Below are 18,090 nucleotides of genomic sequence, written 5' to 3' on the forward strand. Positions count from 1 at the left end.
CTGTATTAAATGAAGAGATTTGACAATACGAAATACCTTCAGACCTTCAGACCTTCAGACCTTCAGACCTTCAGACCTTCAGCGAGCTGGCATTCGACGCCTGCCGCCACGGCAGCAGCTTGCGTTCGATCGTGTCGATCAGGAAGTAGAGAACGAAGCCGATCGCCATCAGCACGAAGAGTCCCGCCCACACCGTGTTGAGGTCGTACAGGCTCGACGCGGTGAAAATCATGTGCCCGAGCCCCTTCTCCGACGAGATAAACTCGCCCACCACCGCGCCGACGAGACCGAATCCGACGTTGATGCGGAACGTCGAGATCACATACGGAAGCGTGAACGGCACCACCACCTTCATGAACACGTCGTTCTTCTGGGCGCCGAGCGTGACGAGCAGCGCCTGCAGATCCGGATCGGCGTCTTTCGCCGCTTCATAGGCCGCGATCAGCGCGACGATGGCCGTCAGCGAAATCGCGAGCGCGACCTTCGATACGAGGCCGGTGCCGAACCACAGGATCACGATCGGTGCGAACGCGATCTTCGGCACGCTGTTGATCGCGACGATGAACGGTTCGATCAGCCGCGCGACGAACGGCGAGTACCAGAGCGCGAGTCCGCATACCGAGCCCACCGCCGTGCCGAACACGAAGCCGAGAATTGCTTCGAAAAGCGTGTAGCCGGTATCGATGAAGAGTTGCCCGGACTGCATGTCGCGCACCAGCGCTGCGAAGATTTTCGACGGCGAGCCGACCAGAAAATTCGACACCCAGCCTGCGCGCGCCGCACCCTCCCATACCGCAAAGAACGCAATGACGGCCACGAGTTGCAAAAGCGCCCGGCCCCAGCCGCTATCCAGCGCGAGCCGTGATCGCGCTTTCGCTGCACGCTGTTGCGGCACCGGTTTATCGATCGAAACGGATTGCGTCATGCTGCCCTCACCTCGGTCTGGATATCAAGTTCGCCGCACAACGCGTGGAAGTAACCCGCGAAGTTCGGATCGCTGCGCGCGCCGATCGGCGTGCGGGCGGCGATATCGATGTCGTAGATCTTCTTCACCTGCGAAGGCCGGCCGCCGAGCACGACCACGCGTTTCGACAACGCTACGGCTTCGTCGATGTCGTGCGTCACGAGCACCACCGTCTTGTTGAACGTTTCCACGGCTTCCATCAGCACACCTTCCAGATAGAGCCGTGTCTGATAGTCGAGTGCCGAGAACGGCTCGTCGAGCAGGATGATGTCGGGGTCGTTGATGAGCGTGCGAATCAACGCCACGCGCTGACGCATGCCGCCCGACAGCATGCGCGGGTACGCATTTTCGAAACCCGCGAGACCGTATGTGTTGAGGTACTCCATCGCCATCTCGCGTGCTTGCGCCGCCGGCATCTTCTTCAGTTCCGGCCCGATCAGCACATTCTGCAGGACGGTGCGCCACGGCAGCAGCAGGTCCCGCTGCATCATGTAGCCAACCCTGCCGCGCAGGCTTTCAATGGGCTGCCCGCGATACACGATCTCGCCGCTATCGGACTCGAGCAGCCCCGCAACGATATTGAAGACAGTTGTCTTGCCGCAGCCCGAAGGCCCGATGATGCTGACGAAATCTCGCTCGTGAATATCGAAGGTGAGTCCACCTAGCACATCGACCGAGCGCATCTTGTTCGAAAACGATTTGCGGATATTGCGTAAAGCCAGCTGAACGGACATAAGTGTTCCTCAATGGCAATCAGTCAAGCAAGGGGCCAGCGAATGGACCCCTCAAAAGCGTTGCGCAGCCGCAAGGAAACGGCGGCGCATCGGCTTGAGCACCGCAATCGCGAGCACCGCGGTGACAATGTCGAGCGTGATCGCCGCGCCGAACACCGGCAACCAGCTACCCGCGTGCTGGTGCATCAACGCAGCGAGCGGGCCGCCCAAAATCGAGCCGATGCCCTGCGAAATGTAGAGCCAGCCATAGTTTTCCGTGGCATGCCGCGTGCCGAACGTGTCGGTCAGCGTCGCCGGGAACAGCGAGAAGATTTCGCCCCAGCCGAAGAACACCACGCCCGAGAGCAACACGAACAGCACCGCGTTATCGCGCGTGAACAGCCACAGCGCCATCGCGATGCCTTCCAGGGCGAACGCGAAGAACATCGTGTTTTCGCGGCCGAGTTTGTCGGACACCCAGCCGAACAGCGGCCGCGTGAGCCCGTTCGTGAAGCGGTCGATCGTCAACGCAAGCGGCAGCGCCGCCATGCCGAACACGAGCACTTTGGTCACGCCGAAATCGGCGGCGAAGGTGGCCATTTGCGACGTGACCATCAGGCCGGACGTCGACATCATCGTCATCATGGCGAACATCAGCCAGAAGATCGGCGTCCGGAGCGTTTGTGACGGGCGCAGATTGGCCACCGCCGAACCGGCGTCATTCACATTGCCGCCGGCGGCACCATGCGCGGGCGGCACACGCAGGCCCTGCGATGCCAGCAGCCCCACCACCGCGAACGCGATGCCGAACATCCACAGCGTGGCCTCGACACCACGCGCCTGCAACGACGCTGCGATCGGAAACGTCGTGACGATCGCGCCCATGCCATAGCCGGCGGCGACAGCGCCCGCCGCGAAGCCTCGCTGCGCCGGGAACCAGCGCACCATCAGCCCGACAACACCGACATACACGATGCCCGTGCCAAGGCCGCCGATCACGCCATACGTCAGATAGAGCATCGGCGCACTCTGGACTTGCGATGCGAACACCCAGCTCAGGCCGGACATCACCGTGCCGAACGAGATCAGCGTGCGCGGACCGAAGCGGTCGATCAGCTTGCCTTGAAACGGCGAAAAAAACGTCTGCAGAATGATCAGCAGCGAGAACGTCACCTGCAGTTCTGGCAACGCGATGCCTAGTTTCGCGGCGAGCGGTTTGGTCATCAACGTCCAGACGTATTGCGGACTCGAGATCGCCATCATGCAGACGAGACCCAGTCCAAGTTGAATCCAGCGGTTATGCGTGGCGGGCGTCGAGGCATTCTCGATACGCGGCGCCGTCGGTTGCAAGCGTGTGTTCATGGTGTTCTCCGTTTCCTGAGCGCATGCCAGCCGGCATGCGCGAGACGTGCGCCGTCCTCCGGGCCTGAGCGCCCGGAACTGCAAGTCGTTTGAGAAAAAGCGCGCGGTGTCTACCAGCCCGCAGCGGCCCCGTCACTGCGCGGATCGTAGCCCGCTTCGATTAGTCCATCAGGCTGCCGAACGATTGCGCCGGCATGCCCCATCGCTTCGTCGTAAGGCGCCATCATCTCGACCTCGTGCCCGAACGCGCTGAGCGTTGCTGCCGTGTGCTCGGTGAAACGTGATTCGAGCTTGAGCGTGTCGGTCGATTGGCCCCATGTGCGGCCGAGCAGCCAGCGAGGCGCGTCGATCGCCGCCTGCGGGTTCCAGCCGAAATTCGCGATGCGTGAAAACACGGCGCTTTGCGATTGGGGCTGTCCGTCTCCGCCCATGTTGCCGTACACCATCGTGCGGCCATCGGCAAAGCGCGCCAGCGCCGGATTGAGTGTGTGAAATGGCCTGCGCCGCGGCATCAGCGGATTGAGCGCGTGCTCGTCGAGCGAGAAACTGCAGCCGCGGTTCTGCCAGTTGATGCCGGAGCCCGGCAGGACGATGCCGCTGCCGAACTCATGATAAATGCTCTGGATGAAGCTGACCGCCACGCCCTCGCTATCCGTCACGCCTAGCCATACGGTGTCGCCCGGTCCGCGACCGGCCGGCCAAGGCGCGGCTCGCGTCGGCGAGACGCGCGCGGCCATCGCGTCGAGTGCGGCCGGTTCGAGCAGCGTGGCGGGATCAACCTTCATGTGATCGGGATCGGTGACGTGCGCGTCGCGAATCGCGAAAGCAAGCTTGGTTGCCTCGACGCACGCGTGGACGAACTCGGGCCCGAGCGGATCCATGTCTTTCGTCAGCACGCGGTCGAGAATGCCGAGAATCAGCAGCGACACGAGACCCTGTGTCGGCGGCGGCATGTTGTAGATCGTGCCGAGCGAGTGCTGGAGTGCGAGCGGCTTGCGCAGGCGCGCCTCGTGCCGTTCGAGATCGGCAAGCGCAAGCAGCGAGCCGGCGGACTGAAGATCGCTTGCGATGCTGCGCGCGAGATCGCCGCGATAGAAGTCGTCGAGACCTGCTTCGGCGAGGCGCTCCAGAGTCGCGCCGAGACGCGGTGCGACAAAGCGCTCGCCCGCTGCAGGCGCACGGCCGTCATGCAGAAACGTAGCCGCGAAACCGGCGATCGGGCTCAGTTCGGCGCGCCGGCTGTCGACACATTGTGCCTGGCTGCGCGTGACCGGCACGCCGGACTTCGCGTAGTGAATGGCGTCTTCGAGAAGACGCTTGACGGGCAGCTTGCCGCCGAGCACGTCCCTCGACCAGCGGTGCGCGAGTTGCCAGCCGGACACGGTGCCTGCGACGGTGTTCGCGGCCAGCGGGCCACGCGTCGGAATCGTCGCGTGTCCGCGCGAGCGGTAGGCGTCGATTGTGGCGGCCAATGCGGCCGCGCCGCACGCCTCGATGCCCACCGGCTCGGCGCCGGGGCGAGAGATTAGCCAGAAGCCGTCGCCGCCAATGCTGTTCATGTGCGGATAGACGACTGCGATAGTCGCGGCAGCGGCAATCATGGCTTCGACGGCGTTGCCGCCGTCCCGCATGATGGCCAACGCGCTCTGCGCCGCGAGCGCATTCGGCGCGACGGCCATGCCACGCGCGCCGCGCGTCGGATTCAGAAAACTAGATGACATATTGGACGGGGATTTTGCTTGTATACATACCCGTTACTAATGCGAGAAGCATGCCAGCATGCGAGTCACCCGCGCATGCGCGCCAGATAGGGTTTCGCACGGCTCGGTACGCCCGGAGATGTCGCTACTTGGTGCCCCGCAGCCTGGGTGGTGCATAGGGGACCGCGTTCGGCCCCATTGCAGTGCGTGCACGTTGCAGGCGCTCGCCCGTCAAGCTGCGCACCGCAACGCGGCTACCCTCGATATGGCGCGCGATCAACGCAACACTGCGATCCGTTTCGCGACAACGGATTGCATCGAGGATCGCCACATGTTCGTCGTAGGTTTCGTCGATGCAGTCGCCATACACGAGATCGAGTCGCCGCACGACCCGGATGCGATCGGTCACGCGCTGCATCGCATTGGTCAGCTCGGCGTTATCGGCGGCCTGCACGAGGGCGTGATGAAATGCCTCGTCGAGCGCGACCATCTCGCGGCCGTCACGCCGGCGATGAGCAGGCGGGATCTTCCAGATTTGTTCGAGCTGGCCGAGCATCTGTGCGACGCCTTCGGAGAGCTCTCCTTCGGCACTCGCAAGCTTCGAGACCGCGAAGGTTTCAATCAGCTTGCGCATTTCGTACAGGTCTTCGAAGCGCTTGAAATCGACCGGCACGACTTCCCAGCCGCCGCGCACATAGCCGCGCATCAGGCCGTCACTTTGCAGGCGCTGCAAGGCCTCGCGCGCAGGCGTGCGGGACACGCCGAAGCGCTCGGCGATGCTGCCTTCCGTCACGCGGTCGCCGGGCAGCAGGCGCATATCGAAGATATCTTCGCGGACGCTGACATAGACATGATCAGCCCGCGAGGGGGGAATACCGGTGATGTCGTTCACGCTTGGAACCTGAGTTGGCGAGTGTCGGGGCTGAGATTATTGTCCGACCCGAACGCGCCATGTCAACACGCGATGAAAAAACCGGCATTGCACGGACCTCAGCCGCGAGCGAAATACGCCCTTACAGCCGACAGAAACGTATCGATGTCCGCGCGCGAGACGTCCTTATGTGTCGCAAAGCGCGACGCATACAGCATCTGCGTGAGAATGCCCTGTGCCTTGAGCCACGCTTCGAGCGGGGCGCAATGTTGTTGCGGAAACTGCGCGAACACCATGTTGGTGGCGTGTGACTGCACCGTGACCTGATCGATCTGCGCGAGACCGTCGGCAAGATGTTGGGCGTTGGCGTGATCGTCCGCGAGCCGCTCGACATTGTGATCCAGCGCGTACAGACACGCCGCCGCCAGCACGCCCGATTGCCGCATGCCGCCGCCCAGCACTTTGCGCCAGCGATGCGCGGTGTCGATCAGCGCCTGGCTGCCGGCCAGCACCGAACCGACCGGCGCGCCCAGTCCCTTGGAGAAGCAGATCGACACCGAATCGAAGGGCGCACACAGCGCCGCCAGCGATTGGCCCGAAGCCACCGCGGCGTTGAACACGCGCGCCCCGTCGAGGTGCGTCGCAAGCCCGCGCTGACGAACGAATTCGACCGCACGCGCCACATAGTCCGCAGGCAGCACTTTGCCTCCAATCGTGTTCTCTAGCGCGAACAGACGCGTGCGCGCGAAATGATCGTCGATCGGCTTGATGGCGGCCGCAATCTTATCGAGCGGCAAGGTGCCGTCAGCGGCATTTTCCAGCGGCTGCGGCTGAATGCTGCCGAGCACCGCCGCGCCGCCGCCTTCGAATTTATAGGTGTGCGCCAGTTGGCCGACAATGTATTCGTCGCCACGTGCGCAATGCGCCATCAAGGCCGCAAGATTGCATTGCGTTCCAGTCGGAAAGAACAGGCCGGCTTCCTTGCCGGCGCGTTCGGCGACCACGGCCTGCAGACGCAGGACAGTCGGATCGTCGCCCCAGACGTCGTCGCCCAGTTCGGCGGCTGTCATCGCGGCGAGCATCGGCTTGTCCGGACGGGTCACGGTATCGCTGCGCAAATCGATCATGTGCTGCTCCTCAGAGTCCCGCCGCGTCGCGCCTGCAGCGCGGACGATTTGGATTGAATTGAAAATCGGGTTATGCCGCCATGCGCTCACGAGTAGCTGCTGGCGAGTGAAGGCGCCGGGTTGCGCGCAGTGGCATCGCGCTGCTGTGGGTTGGGCGATTTCAGTTCCGAGCCGCGTTCGGACCCAACGGAGAAAAGATTGACCGCTCCAAGAAGGTTTCGTGCTTGCCGGTTCAGGGCATCCACGGCGGCGCCCGATTGCTGGACGAGCGCGACGTTCTGTTGCGTGCCGTGCTCCAGGCTTGTGATCATCTCGCGGACCTCGCCGATCTGAAGCGTTTGCTGCTGACACGCGTCATGGATTTCGCTCATGATGCCCGTGACACGCGCCGACGAACCCACGACCGCGGTGATGGTCGAGCCCGCGTCATCGACCTGGGTAGCGCCGTCTTTCACGCGAGCGTCGCTCGCCACGATCAGTTGCCTGACTTCCTTCGCCGCTTCTGCGCTACGTTGCGCGAGTACTCTGACCTCGCCGGCCACCACGGCAAAACCGCGTCCCTGGCTACCCGCCCGTGCGGCCTCGACCGCCGCATTCAGCGCGAGGATGTTGGTCTGGAACGCGATCCCGTCGATGACCGAGATGATCTCCGCGATGCGCGCCGACGACGCCCGTATCCCATGCATCGTCTCCACCACCCGGCCGACCGCCATGCCGCCTTCCCCAGCCGTTTCCGAGGCCTGCCTGGCAAGCTCGTCCGCGTGTCCCGCATTTGCAGCGTTGGTGGCCACGCTCGCGTCGAACTCCTTGAGCGCGCCGGTGGCCTGCTCGAGCGCGCTGGCCTGGAGCTCGGTGCGTGCGCCAAGATCGGCATTGCCGGCGGCAATCGCGTGACTCATGTCGGCGACGGCATCGGCGCCATCGCGCACCTGTCCGACGATGTCCGCGAGCGCTTCTCTCATCCGCACGACAGTCGCCATCACGCTACCCGTATCGCCGGTGCGCAAGTCGGCGCGCCGGGAAAGATCGCCGCGCCGGATCGCATCGGCGAACGCGATCAGCTCACGCGGCTCGGCGCCGAGCGAGCGGCCTATGTTGCGCACGACAAGCACCCCAACGCCAAGACCGATCACGCACGCAAGCCCGGTCAGCGCGAGCATCATCAAGCGGAAATCGACGCTTATCTGGCGTGCCTCGGCGCCGCCCTGCCGGTTCAGTGCTTCCTGAAAGTCGATCAGCTGGTTGATTGCCGCGAGCCACTCGACCAGCGCGGGGCGCGCTTGCTGGAGCAGCACGGTGCGTGCCCCTTCGGAGTCGCCGGAGGTTTGCCGTGCAATCACCTCGTCGATAAACGGCGTGGCCTCGTTGCCCGCCTCGATCACGCGCGAATAGATTGCGCGCTCGGCTGCGGTGATGTCGGTGCGCTGCGCGTAGACGGCGGCAAGCGGCTTTGCCGCCTCCTCATAATCCGCCGCGAGTTGCTGGATATGCGCGACGACGGCCGGCAGTTCTTCATGCGATACGAGAGTGACATCGCGCACGGCGATTGACCGGTCATGGACGCTGCCGCGAAAGTTGATGGCGTATCGTTCTTTGACGCCGTTCACGTCGATGATCTGATCGAGTCGCTGCCGCACGGACTCGACGCGTGTGATGGCGATGACCGTCAGCGCAACGAGGGCGAAAAGGACGATGCCGAAGCCGGCAACTAACTGGGTGTGGACACGCAAACCCGCCATAGTCCTCAAGAGTTCACCTTTTTCGTGAGAGATGCATTATTTGCTGCGCGTGTCTTCGGCTGTTTCTCTTTGGCTGTTTCGAAGACGGCGCCCGCAGACCGCGTGCAATGACTCGCGGCCTGACATATCGCGTGAAACGCCACCACGATGCGCCACGGCATTGTGCCGAGGCGCAGGCCGTTCGTGAAATTGGTTTGCCTCATGGCGACGATTGCGAACAGTTATGACGCAGCCGCCATGCGAAAGCCAGGCACTGCTTATGTGCGGACGGCGGCGCAACCCGAACGGCAGACGGCGCGGCAACGCAGCTCAATTTCGCAGAATTATATCGTCACTTGACGAGTTGCGCTGGAGACGAATCGGACGATCGCAGCGATAACACCGGCGAACCTCCCGGCGCCGACTCGCAATGCGTTATAGCGCAGGCAGCAGGCTCGGCAGGCTCGTCAGAAAGGCGCGCACGTGCATGGCAATCACCGCTGCGGCGGGCATGCTGTTTTCGTTCGAATAGATGCGACGGCGAATCGCCAGATGAGACACCGCGCCATGTAACAGCCAACCCACTTCGCCCAGTTGAGCCGGGTCGACTGGCATGCGTAGACCCAGTTCATGCGCAGTCTCCGTAACGATGATCTCGAGCGCATGGCTGACGATCGCGTTCGTATAGGCCGGCGCCGTGCGCAGGCCCTCGAGCGACGAATAAAGGAAGAGCCTCAGCCAGCGGCGCGTCAGGAGCGTGTCATAGTACTCGCAATAAAAGCGGTTGAGTCGGCTTTCAATCGGCACACTTCGGTCTTGCAATTGAACAAACCAGATTGCGTCGAAGATTCCGACGACTTCCCGCTTGTAGACTTCATCAATCAAAGCGGCCTTGCTCGGGAACAGGCTATATAACAAGCGTTGCGATACGCCGCAGGCTTCCGCGATGGCGCGGGTCTGTGCGCCGAGACCATGCTCCGCGAAATATTCCGCGGCCTTCTCCAGCACGCGCGCCTGACGCTCGGCGCGCGGCAAACGCTGCGGCGCTTTTTTCATCGGCCGCTTGACCGCCACGCGGGTGGCGCCGGTTCCACGGATCGCCTTCTCGATAGTGCCTTTGGTCTTCATAGCTCCCTACGGTGTCGGATTGTAGCTGTTATCATCACATGACGATTTATGTTCTGATAAAAGTATACACCCCGGGCGTGGGGGGCCGTCCCGCGATGCCCTGCGCGACCCTCGCATTGTCTCAGCCGTTGCGAAGCGAGCGTCGTCCTTGCTGCTGCCAACTGACCTGAAACCGGATGTTCGTCCATGTCCGCGTTGCCACGGAGGCATCGCAATGGGAGTCGGCGTGACGGCGCCCGCATTGGCATCGAACCCCGCCCAGCTGATGGCGGGCCGCCACGAACGCTCTCTTTAGCAAGCCTGAAGCACGTTGATGACGCGGCTCACGAGCAACGGGCGCGTATTGTGTCCATATTCGGCCATATGCGCGGAGGCCCCGTGCGCCCTCAACGCTTCCGCGCTTTCCCAGCGCTCGATGACAGCGAACGTGTCCTTGCCGAGCGGTGTCTGAATTGTCCCGAACTCGGGTACGTCGATGACGGCCTCGTAGCTGATGCACCCCTCTTCGGCCAACACCGCCGGCCGGTTCTTGTTGAAAAGTGCCAGCACGGCTTCGCGTTGACCGGGCTGGGCAGTGATTGTGGCAATGACATGGATCATCCGGGTACTTCTCCTTTTCTGTTTCGGCGCCGATCGCCGCGTGAAATCATAGCCGCGTTAGCGTACGTTTGCTGAAAGAGCCTCATCGAACTCAGACCACACTTCCGACGTGGCTCCTCGTCTGGAAGCTGTTCGCGACACACACGACGACGCTCTCCGTACCCGCACTCATTGGCGCGATCATGTGCATGGCGGTGGCGACTGCCAATTCGATTCTGGTCGTCAGCTTCTGCCGCGAACGTCTTGCCGTCCATGGCGATCCGTTCAAGGAGACGCTCGAAGCGGGTGAAACTGGCCCTGCAAGTGGCACTCGCAGACAATTAAATCGGTTTGCGGGGCCTCGACCAGCAGACCGCGCTGCTGAACGAGACGGTCATGGCGTATGCGAAAGCGCTGCAACTCACGCAGACGCTGCATGGCAGCGGCATCGTGGCGGGCCTCGACGTTTCGCGGGCTCAAACAGCGTGCTCGATATCCAGACACGCCAGCTAAGTGCCAACGTGCAACTGCTGCATGCGCTGGGCGGCGGATGGTCGAGCGATGAACTCGCCCAAGTGGCTGCCACGCTAGCACTCGTCGCGACAACGATGGCACAGGTCGCAAATTGAAGGCCTGCGCAGGTCGCAACCGGGAGGATGACCCGGTTGCGACCGCTGTCGATAGCATGGCGTAGTAGTCCGATGTGGCGGAACCTCATGGGAATGCCGCGACTCCAGAAATTCTCTTGTGCGTGTCCGGCTTACGAACCGTGCCGGGGAATCCGCCCAAAGAAAAGATGCTTGGGATCATTGAACCCGGGCGTCGAAGGGTGGCCCGTAGTGACGAGCGAGTCGACGAAGTCTTCGTCTTCGGCGCTCAGGCGATAGCTCAAGGCTGGCAGATAATCGTCCCATTGCGCCATGGTGCGTGGTCCGGCGATGGTTGAACTGATATAGCTGCTGTTGAGCACCCACGCGAGTGCGAATTGTCCCGCACTCAGTCCACGCGCCTCTGCATGCTCGCGAACGCGCCGTGCCAGCTCCAATGATTCGGGCCGCCATTCGGCCTGCTGCAAGCGGCGGTCGCCGCGCCCTGCACGCGTATCGGCCGCGGGCGTCACGCCCAATTCGTATTTGCCGGTCAGCACGCCGCGCGCGAGTGGGCTGTACGAAATCACGCCGAGGCCATAACGGTGCGCGGCTGTCAGCTGTTCCGCCTCGGCCTGCCGATTCGCGAGGTTGTAGAGCGGCTGACTGGCTACCGGAGCAGCGAGACCCAGTGCCTGGGCGGTATGACTGAATTCGGCGATCTTCCATGCGCGATGGTTCGACAGGCCGTAGTAGCGCAATTTGCCGGCCTGAATCAGATCATTTAGTGCGCGCACTGTTTCATCGACCGGCGTATTGTGATCTTCAGCGTGGAGGTAAAGCAGATCGATATAGTCCGTGTTCAGGCGCTTGAGGCTAGCCTCAACGGCTCGCACCATGTGTTTGCGCGACGCGCCGCGCGCATTGACGTCACCATCGCCGAATGGACTGGCAAATTTGGTCGCCAGCACCCAACGATCGCGCCGGGCGGCGATGCAACGCCCGACGACACGCTCCGATTCACCGCCAGCGTAGACGTCGGCGGTATCGATCGAGTTGACGCCTTGTTCATGCGCCTGGTCTACGATGCGTGCCGCGGTTGCTTCGTCGGTCGGATCGCCGAACAGCATCGTGCCAAGCGTCAGCGTCGAAACCTTGAGGCCGCAGCGGCCAAGTTGGCGAAATTCCATTTGAGACTGTTCCGTTAATTTGAAGGATCTAACCTGGGAATTCCACGTGACACGTCCATAGAGACAGGCACGTCGAGACCAGGTGATTGAAGCGAGGACAGTTGGCACCGTCGTCTGGGCAACGCGTGCAACGCTCCGCCGTCGCGGAGAAACGGCCGCTTGGCCATTCATTCACCTTTACCGTCGTACTTATCCACGAACTCGGCCGCCGTGAGCCCACGAAAATCGGCCAATGCCGCGTCAATGCGCTCGGCGCTCCAGTCCCACCAGGCGATCTGCTGCATGCGCTCCGAGGTGCGCGCGTCGACGCGAAAACGCAGCACCCGCGCCGGCACCCCGACGACGATGGCGAACGGCGGAACGTCCTTGGTCACAACGGCTCCTGAGCCGACCGCGGCGCCAGTGCCGATCGTCACGCCGGGCATGATGATGGCATCGTGGCCGAGCCACACGTCGTGACCAATCTCCACCGACTCCTGCGCCCGCCACTGCAAGATGTCAGCGTCGTCGTCGAGAGACAATCCGTACGATCGCGAGCGATAGGTAAAGTGATGGTGGGTCGCACGCCACGAAGGATGATTGGGCGGGTTGATGCGTACGCCGGTGGCGATATTGGCGAACTTGCCAATGAGTGCGTGGGCGATCTGATTGTCACCCATCGCATAGCCGTAGTCGCCGATGACGGATTCGGCGACATGGCTGCGCGGACCGAGATAGGTGTAACGGCCAAAGTCGCTGGCGCGAACTACCGCCGTTGGATGGATTTCCGGATGCTCCGACAGAATGCGACCGAGCGCCCACGGATCGACGCCGACGCCATGATTGATCAACATGTCAATTCTCGTGCTTCAATGATAAGGAGGGCCCTGGGCCGCCGGCTGCGCACTTCCCGTGACGATCGCGCCAGGGCATGAAGAGCGACGGCGACGCAGGTGAGCGGCCCGAGTTCAGGTGACACGGCTGCGCAGGTAAGCGGAAACGCGTTCGGCACAGACGACCAGGACGAAGGTGGCGATCAACAGGAACGACACGGTCTGGTACTGGAACAGGTTCATTGCAGTCAGCAACTGGAAGCCGATTCCGCCTGCTCCAACAAAGCCGAGCACGAGCGACGAGCGCAGGTTTTCGTCGAAGCGGAACAGCCCAATGCCGAGCAGCGAGGGCAACACGCCCGGCACGACAGCATGGCTTAACACCTGCAGGCGCCCTGCACCGGTCAGCGTCAACGCTTCAACGGGGCCCATATCCATGTCTTCGATTACTTCCGCGAACAGCCGCCCAAGCATGCCGACCGAATGGACCGCAAGCGCAAGTGCGCCAGGAAACGGCCCCAGCCCTACAGCTGTGACGAACAACAGTGCCCAGACCAGATCGGGCACTGCCCGGGTGATGCCGATCAGCGCGCGCGCGGCGTAGTACAGGGGCAGCGCCGGCGTGACATTCGCGGCCGCCAGAATCGACAGCGGAAAGGCGAGCAGCACCCCGAATACCGTGCCGAAAATCGCCAGGTCAATCGTTTCGAGAACCGGCCACAAGTTCGGGACGAACTGATCGAACGCCGGCGGCACGGCGCGCGAAATAATGTCGACCATACCGTGGGCACCGGTCACCAGATCCTGCGGACGGGCCTGGACGACGATCCACGCCTGCACAAACAGCGCGAGCAGCACGACGGCGACACACACCGACCAGATGGTCCGGCCGCCCGACGAGCCCGTCGATGCGCGCATTTCAAGAACCTTGCTCATGACACCTCGGCCAAATAAAGGCTCGCGATCTGTTGACGGGAGACGGCCGACGCCGTCCGATCGAATTCAAGCAGGCCGCCGCGCAGACCGATCAGTCTGTCGGCATATCGCGTCGCCAGTTCGGGCTGGTGCAGTACGCACACCACCGCGAGACCGTCCTCGTCGGCGAGGCGGCGCAGCAGCCGCATGACTTCGTCAGCCGCTTCGGGGTCCAGACTGGCGACCGGCTCGTCGGCGAGCAAGACGTGAGGACGTTGGGCCAGCGCACGGGCCACCGCCACGCGCTGCGCCTGTCCGCCCGAAAGCGTGCCGGCGCGCTGGCGCGCCAGATGCAGCAAACCGACCTCGTCCAGATAGGACAGTGCCGGATCGATCTCCTCGCGAGGCACCCGACCCAGCGCGGTTGCCAGCGTCCGGTGTTGGCCGAGCGCGCCGCAGCAGACGTTCGCCAGCACGCTGCGCCGCTTCACGAGATTGGCGTTCTGTGAGATCAACGCAAGCGGCAGACGCGCCTCACGCAAAGCTTTGCCGGACAGTGCGGCGAGATCGCGCCCAGCCACCTCGACCGACCCGGCGGTCGGCCGATTCAGTCCGACCACGCACTTCATGAAGGTCGACTTGCCGCTGCCATTGCTGCCCAGCACCACGACCAGCTCACCGGCGTGGACCGACACATTCATGCCGCGCAGCGCAGTGTGGCCATTTGCGTAACGCATCGTCAGATCACGGACAGCCAGCTTTACGCCGGGCCCACGCGTCGTATGGAGTGCTGTTCCGGGTAGGCTCGACACGCCGGCTGAAAGCCGGCTCACCGAATCTATCGGGACGCCACCCGAGGTGCTGGACAGAGTGCTCACAGTTTTGCCAGGTCGATGTGAAGAGTCGAAACCAGATCGCGGATCTGGTTATAAGCAGCATCCGTTTGCGGCACCGTCTTCAGTTCCGGGTTTTCGTTCGATGCCAGGAACTTCTGATCGGCTTCCGGTAATTGGCTTAGATCGAGCGAACTCAGCACACTTGCCAGACGGGCCTTGAAATCCGCCGGCAAGTCTCCGCGCACGGCCAGCGGGTCGAGCGGAATCGGTTCCGATTGCCACAGCGTCACGTAAGCCGCAGGATCGAATTCCTTGTGTAGCTTGGCGCTGGCGATTTCTTCGCTGTTCAGCTCCCCCGCATCGACCTTGTGGTTGCGCAGCGCCTCGAACGACGCCGTGTGGCTGCCCGCGTAGACCGCTTTTACGCCCTTGTCCGGATCGATGCCGTTCTTGCTCAGACCGAAGGCGGGAAACAGATGGCCGGACGTCGAAGCCGGATCGGCGTAAGCGAACGAGCGACCCTTGGTATCGCCCAGCGTCTTGATGCCCGAGCCGGGCCACGTGACGATGGAGGCGTAGTAAGTGGCCGGCTTGCCCTGCTCGCCGGCGAACGTGGCGACGGCTTCAGCGTGCGCGACCTGGTGCGCGAGCACGTAGCCGAGGGGACCGAATTCGCCGAATTCGAGCTTGTTATTGCGCATTGCCTCGATCTCGGCGTTATAGCTGGTTGCGACGTAAAGTTGCACCGTGCAGCCGAGCTTGTCGCCGATCATCTTGGCGAGATCCGTATAGACCGGCAGCATGCGCTGGGCCGATTCGTATGGTTCGACACCAAAGCGAACCACGCCATCGTTCGGACACGTACCAGCTGCATGTGCCGTAATGGAGACAAAACTCACGGCCAGAGCCGCGGCAGATAAAATTTTGGATACCTTCATATATTCCTCAATTTATGTTTCGTACATGCCAGGCGATTCAACAACGGATTGCTTTGTTCCGTCCATCAGACGACGCGCTCGCCTGCCCGATACGTCGCGCGGGGGACAGGCAGCGCATCGTGCATCCGCACGCGCACAAAATCGGCACGCAAACCGGGGGCGATGGCGCCGCGGTCGTCCAACCCAACTGCGCGCGCGGGTTCCGCGGATACCGTTGCCATCGCGCGCGGCAGCGTCCAGCCGGCCTTGCCGACCAGTTCGAAGGCGGCGCTCAACAGGCTCGAGGGCACGTAGTCCGAGGACAGGATGTCGAGCAGTCCGGCTTCCGCAAGTTCGATTGCCGAGACGTTGCCCGAGTGCGATCCGCCTCTTACGACGTTGGGCGCGCCCATAATCGTTGCGATGCCGTGTTCGCGCGCGGCTTGCGCGGCGATGCGGGTGGTTGGGAATTCCGCCAGGACGATGCCTTCGGCCGCGGCCTGTTCAACGTGCTCGATTACGGTGTCGTCGTGGCTCGCCACCGGCACGCCGAGCTCCATGCAGCGCGCAACGATCTCGCGACGGTGCCGGTCGGCGAAACGTTCCTGTCCGTCTGAAAGCTCGGCAATCACTGCGGCGAAGTGTTCGTCGGTCAATTTGCCGTGCCGTTCCTGCCAGCGACGCCATTGATCCCGATCGTGCCATTGGCGCTGGCCCGGCGTGTGATCCATCACCGAAGCGAGCCGCAGCAATGGATGCGTGCACAGTGAATCGAATACATTCACGACGTCGGGCGCGGCGATTTCGCAGCGCAGGTGGAGGAAATGCTCGGCACGCAGCAACTTGCGCGCGGACAGGCGCGCGAGTGCCTGCACGCACTGCGTCTGAAGATCCCGGCTGTGCATGTCGACGTCCGAACGCGCGCCGATCCTGAGCGAATCGAATACGGTTGTGATGCCCGCCGCGGCCACTTGTGCGTCATGAATCACAAACGCCGCGTCGATATTCCATCTCACGCCCGGCCGCGGCGCCAGATGCTTCTCGAGATTGTCTGTGTGTAGTTCGACCAAGCCCGGCAACAGATAGTCACCGTCCCAGTCTTCGGCTTCGGCCGCCGACGTCGTGCCCCGTTCAAGGTCGACAATGACGCCGTTTTCAATCCGCAAGGTTCCCGTAAATTCCTCGTCCCGCGTGACGACGCGAGCGTTCCTGATCAGCATCGACATGCTCCGTATGTGTGTCGGCTTTAGCGTGCTGCTGTACGACGCAGCTTTGGTCGTGATTCGAAGCGATGAGTCGTGCTGTTGCGTTCGCGAACTCGGCGCTCGTGCTTCATGGGCGTTGCCTGCCGGCCCAGAAAGCGCTTGCTAGCGGTGTTTTCGTCTAAACGTCTAGATGTTTAGGGAAAGATCCAACCGGCCGATTCCGCGAGCACGACCGTATGGGTTCATCACGGCCCGCGCTCTGCCATGCACGACTGCGAATTCATTTCACCTGACCGGAATGACAAGACCATGACAGCGACCGACAACAAACACCGCGCGTTTCAATGGAGAGCGCGGAGGTAGACGTTGTAATGGGGCGGCAGATCGAACAGATTCTTGATTGACGAGGTGGTCACGGGCATCGCAAGTGGACGCCATTCGTCGTCGATGAGCGTCGAGGGCAGTCGCCGTGCTGAAGCTGGCTGCCTCGACACTGGCTCATGTTGGGACGGCCGCCCTAGCATCCACGTAAAGCGCGTAGAGCGACTGGCCGGCGGCCATGAACAGGCGGTTGTGCGCAGCGCCGCCAAAGCACAGGTTCGCACAGCGTTCAGGCAGCGCGATGCGGCCGATGGCCTCGCCGTCCGGTGCGAACACCATCACGCCGTTCAACGTCGGTCCTGTGCCCCAGCCGGCCCACAGGTTGCCGTCGGTGTCGCAGCGGAAGCCATCCGGCGCGCCGTGCTCGCCGCCGTCGACAAAGATGCGGCCGTTGACGAGGCGTCGGCCATCCTCGACGTCGTACGCCCGGATGCGTCTTGGCGTGGATCCGGACTCGACAATGTAGAGGCGGCTTTCATCCGGCGAAAAACAAAGGCCGTTCGGATTGGCGATGTCGCCAGCGACGATCTCTGCTTCGCCGGAGCGCGGGTCCAGGCGGTAGACCTGGGTTGGCAGTTCGGCCTCCCCCCTGACACCCCCGTAATCACTCAGAATTCCAAAGGTCGGGTCAGTGAACCAGATGCTGTCGTCGCTCTTGACGACGACGTCATTGGGCGAGTTGAGCCGCTTGCCGTCGAAACGGTCCATGAGAATGGTCAGGGTGCCGTTGTACTCGGTGCGCGTCACCCGGCGGTTGCCATGCTCGCAGGTGATCAACCGCCCCTGGCGGTCTCGCGTGTTGCCGTTGGCAAAACCGGACGGCCTGCGAAACACCGCAACCGCACCGGTTTCTTCATCCCATCGCATGATGCGGTTGTTCGGAATATCGCTCCATAGAAGGTAGCGGCCGTCGCCGAACCACACGGGCCCTTCACCAAAGCGCATTCCAGTCGCAAGGCGCTCCACTGCGGCATTGGTAATGCGGTATTTCAGAAAGCGCGGATCGAGGACCTCCACCGACGGATCGGGATAGGTTTCGCTCGGTCGCCACCTTGGAATCTCTGCCATCTCGCATCTCCCATCTT

17 protein-coding genes are annotated in these 18,090 nt (G+C 62.7%); 1 reads left to right on the forward strand and 16 read right to left on the reverse strand.

Annotated elements, in window-relative coordinates:
* Positions 1-70: 70 nt before the first annotated feature.
* The 9 genes from B0G69_RS32910 to B0G69_RS32955 form a co-directional block, all read right to left on the reverse strand.
* Positions 71-925 (reverse strand): ABC transporter permease, encoded by an 855-nt coding sequence (locus B0G69_RS32910; protein WP_121324319.1) that lies wholly within the window; start codon positions 923-925, stop codon positions 71-73.
* Positions 922-1,698, reverse strand: coding sequence for an ABC transporter ATP-binding protein (locus B0G69_RS32915; protein ID WP_116120576.1), 777 nt, complete (start codon positions 1,696-1,698; stop codon positions 922-924). Before B0G69_RS32915 ends, B0G69_RS32910 begins: the two co-directional genes overlap by 4 nt.
* Before the next feature lie 51 nt (positions 1,699-1,749).
* Positions 1,750-3,039, reverse strand: coding sequence for an oxalate/formate MFS antiporter (oxlT, locus tag B0G69_RS32920; protein WP_121324321.1), 1,290 nt, complete (start codon positions 3,037-3,039; stop codon positions 1,750-1,752).
* Positions 3,040-3,149: 110 nt separating this feature from the next.
* Positions 3,150-4,760 carry a gamma-glutamyltransferase family protein gene (locus B0G69_RS32925; protein WP_121324323.1) on the reverse strand — a complete coding sequence of 537 codons (1,611 nt, stop codon included), beginning with the start codon at positions 4,758-4,760 and terminating at the stop codon, positions 3,150-3,152.
* 124 nt (positions 4,761-4,884) lie between these two features.
* The gene (locus tag B0G69_RS32930) at positions 4,885-5,631 is read right to left on the reverse strand and encodes a GntR family transcriptional regulator (RefSeq protein ID WP_121324325.1); all 747 of its coding nucleotides are present in this window, start codon (positions 5,629-5,631) and stop codon (positions 4,885-4,887) included.
* Between the two features lie 98 nt (positions 5,632-5,729).
* The gene (gene ltaE / locus B0G69_RS32935; protein WP_121324327.1) at positions 5,730-6,737 is read right to left on the reverse strand and encodes a low-specificity L-threonine aldolase; all 1,008 of its coding nucleotides are present in this window, start codon (positions 6,735-6,737) and stop codon (positions 5,730-5,732) included.
* A gap of 86 nt (positions 6,738-6,823) precedes the next feature.
* On the reverse strand, positions 6,824-8,476 hold the full coding sequence (locus tag B0G69_RS32940; RefSeq protein WP_121324329.1) for a methyl-accepting chemotaxis protein: 1,653 nt from the start codon (positions 8,474-8,476) through the stop codon (positions 6,824-6,826).
* A gap of 414 nt (positions 8,477-8,890) precedes the next feature.
* The gene (locus B0G69_RS32950; protein ID WP_121324333.1) at positions 8,891-9,583 is read right to left on the reverse strand and encodes a TetR/AcrR family transcriptional regulator; all 693 of its coding nucleotides are present in this window, start codon (positions 9,581-9,583) and stop codon (positions 8,891-8,893) included.
* 291 nt (positions 9,584-9,874) lie between these two features.
* Positions 9,875-10,183, reverse strand: a complete 309-nt coding sequence (locus B0G69_RS32955) for a putative quinol monooxygenase (protein WP_121324335.1) — start codon at positions 10,181-10,183, stop codon at positions 9,875-9,877.
* Positions 10,184-10,371: 188 nt separating this feature from the next.
* Between B0G69_RS32955 and B0G69_RS42315 the strand changes: the two genes are divergently transcribed.
* Complete coding sequence (locus tag B0G69_RS42315) at positions 10,372-10,791, forward strand: hypothetical protein (RefSeq protein WP_241991708.1); 420 nt, start codon at positions 10,372-10,374, stop codon at positions 10,789-10,791.
* A 131-nt stretch (positions 10,792-10,922) separates the two neighbouring features.
* Here B0G69_RS42315 and B0G69_RS32965 read toward each other — a convergent pair whose 3' ends face one another.
* The 7 genes from B0G69_RS32965 to B0G69_RS32995 form a co-directional block, all read right to left on the reverse strand.
* Positions 10,923-11,939: an aldo/keto reductase gene (locus B0G69_RS32965; RefSeq protein WP_121324337.1), complete on the reverse strand. Its 1,017-nt coding sequence runs from the start codon at positions 11,937-11,939 to the stop codon at positions 10,923-10,925.
* A gap of 167 nt (positions 11,940-12,106) precedes the next feature.
* The gene (locus B0G69_RS32970; protein ID WP_121324339.1) at positions 12,107-12,772 is read right to left on the reverse strand and encodes a DapH/DapD/GlmU-related protein; all 666 of its coding nucleotides are present in this window, start codon (positions 12,770-12,772) and stop codon (positions 12,107-12,109) included.
* Positions 12,773-12,886: 114 nt separating this feature from the next.
* Complete coding sequence (phnE, locus tag B0G69_RS32975) at positions 12,887-13,687, reverse strand: phosphonate ABC transporter, permease protein PhnE (protein ID WP_121324341.1); 801 nt, start codon at positions 13,685-13,687, stop codon at positions 12,887-12,889.
* Entirely contained in the window at positions 13,684-14,403 is a 720-nt protein-coding gene (locus B0G69_RS32980; protein WP_121324343.1) for a phosphonate ABC transporter ATP-binding protein, read from the reverse strand. The genes phnE and B0G69_RS32980 overlap by 4 nt, the downstream gene beginning before the upstream one ends.
* Positions 14,404-14,540: 137 nt before the next feature.
* Complete coding sequence (locus B0G69_RS32985; protein ID WP_121324345.1) at positions 14,541-15,440, reverse strand: phosphate/phosphite/phosphonate ABC transporter substrate-binding protein; 900 nt, start codon at positions 15,438-15,440, stop codon at positions 14,541-14,543.
* A 65-nt stretch (positions 15,441-15,505) separates the two neighbouring features.
* Entirely contained in the window at positions 15,506-16,639 is a 1,134-nt protein-coding gene (locus tag B0G69_RS32990; protein ID WP_121324346.1) for an alpha-D-ribose 1-methylphosphonate 5-triphosphate diphosphatase, read from the reverse strand.
* A gap of 483 nt (positions 16,640-17,122) precedes the next feature.
* Positions 17,123-18,073: an SMP-30/gluconolactonase/LRE family protein gene (locus tag B0G69_RS32995; protein WP_121324348.1), complete on the reverse strand. Its 951-nt coding sequence runs from the start codon at positions 18,071-18,073 to the stop codon at positions 17,123-17,125.
* Positions 18,074-18,090 lie beyond the last annotated feature (17 nt).

The sequence above is a fragment of the Paraburkholderia sp. RAU2J genome, from assembly GCF_003634845.1.
Classification (GTDB): Bacteria; Pseudomonadota; Gammaproteobacteria; order Burkholderiales; family Burkholderiaceae; genus Paraburkholderia; species Paraburkholderia fynbosensis.

Bases quoted from the DNA above. Each gene is read 5' to 3' on its own strand.
- ltaE (WP_121324327.1), bottom strand. From the start codon at position 6,737: ATGATCGATTTGCGCAGCGATACCGTGACCCGTCCGGACAAGCCGATG.
- B0G69_RS42315 (WP_241991708.1), top strand. From the start codon at position 10,372: ATGGCGGTGGCGACTGCCAATTCGATTCTGGTCGTCAGCTTCTGCCGC.
- B0G69_RS32955 (WP_121324335.1), bottom strand. From the start codon at position 10,183: ATGATCCATGTCATTGCCACAATCACTGCCCAGCCCGGTCAACGCGAA.
- B0G69_RS32970 (WP_121324339.1), bottom strand. From the start codon at position 12,772: ATGTTGATCAATCATGGCGTCGGCGTCGATCCGTGGGCGCTCGGTCGC.
- phnE (WP_121324341.1), bottom strand. From the start codon at position 13,687: ATGAGCAAGGTTCTTGAAATGCGCGCATCGACGGGCTCGTCGGGCGGC.
- B0G69_RS32965 (WP_121324337.1), bottom strand. From the start codon at position 11,939: ATGGAATTTCGCCAACTTGGCCGCTGCGGCCTCAAGGTTTCGACGCTG.
- B0G69_RS32980 (WP_121324343.1), bottom strand. From the start codon at position 14,403: ATGCGTTACGCAAATGGCCACACTGCGCTGCGCGGCATGAATGTGTCG.
- B0G69_RS32950 (WP_121324333.1), bottom strand. From the start codon at position 9,583: ATGAAGACCAAAGGCACTATCGAGAAGGCGATCCGTGGAACCGGCGCC.
- B0G69_RS32995 (WP_121324348.1), bottom strand. From the start codon at position 18,073: ATGGCAGAGATTCCAAGGTGGCGACCGAGCGAAACCTATCCCGATCCG.
- B0G69_RS32990 (WP_121324346.1), bottom strand. From the start codon at position 16,639: ATGCTGATCAGGAACGCTCGCGTCGTCACGCGGGACGAGGAATTTACG.
- B0G69_RS32910 (WP_121324319.1), bottom strand. From the start codon at position 925: ATGACGCAATCCGTTTCGATCGATAAACCGGTGCCGCAACAGCGTGCA.
- B0G69_RS32915 (WP_116120576.1), bottom strand. From the start codon at position 1,698: ATGTCCGTTCAGCTGGCTTTACGCAATATCCGCAAATCGTTTTCGAAC.
- B0G69_RS32940 (WP_121324329.1), bottom strand. From the start codon at position 8,476: ATGGCGGGTTTGCGTGTCCACACCCAGTTAGTTGCCGGCTTCGGCATC.
- B0G69_RS32985 (WP_121324345.1), bottom strand. From the start codon at position 15,440: ATGAAGGTATCCAAAATTTTATCTGCCGCGGCTCTGGCCGTGAGTTTT.
- B0G69_RS32925 (WP_121324323.1), bottom strand. From the start codon at position 4,760: ATGTCATCTAGTTTTCTGAATCCGACGCGCGGCGCGCGTGGCATGGCC.
- oxlT (WP_121324321.1), bottom strand. From the start codon at position 3,039: ATGAACACACGCTTGCAACCGACGGCGCCGCGTATCGAGAATGCCTCG.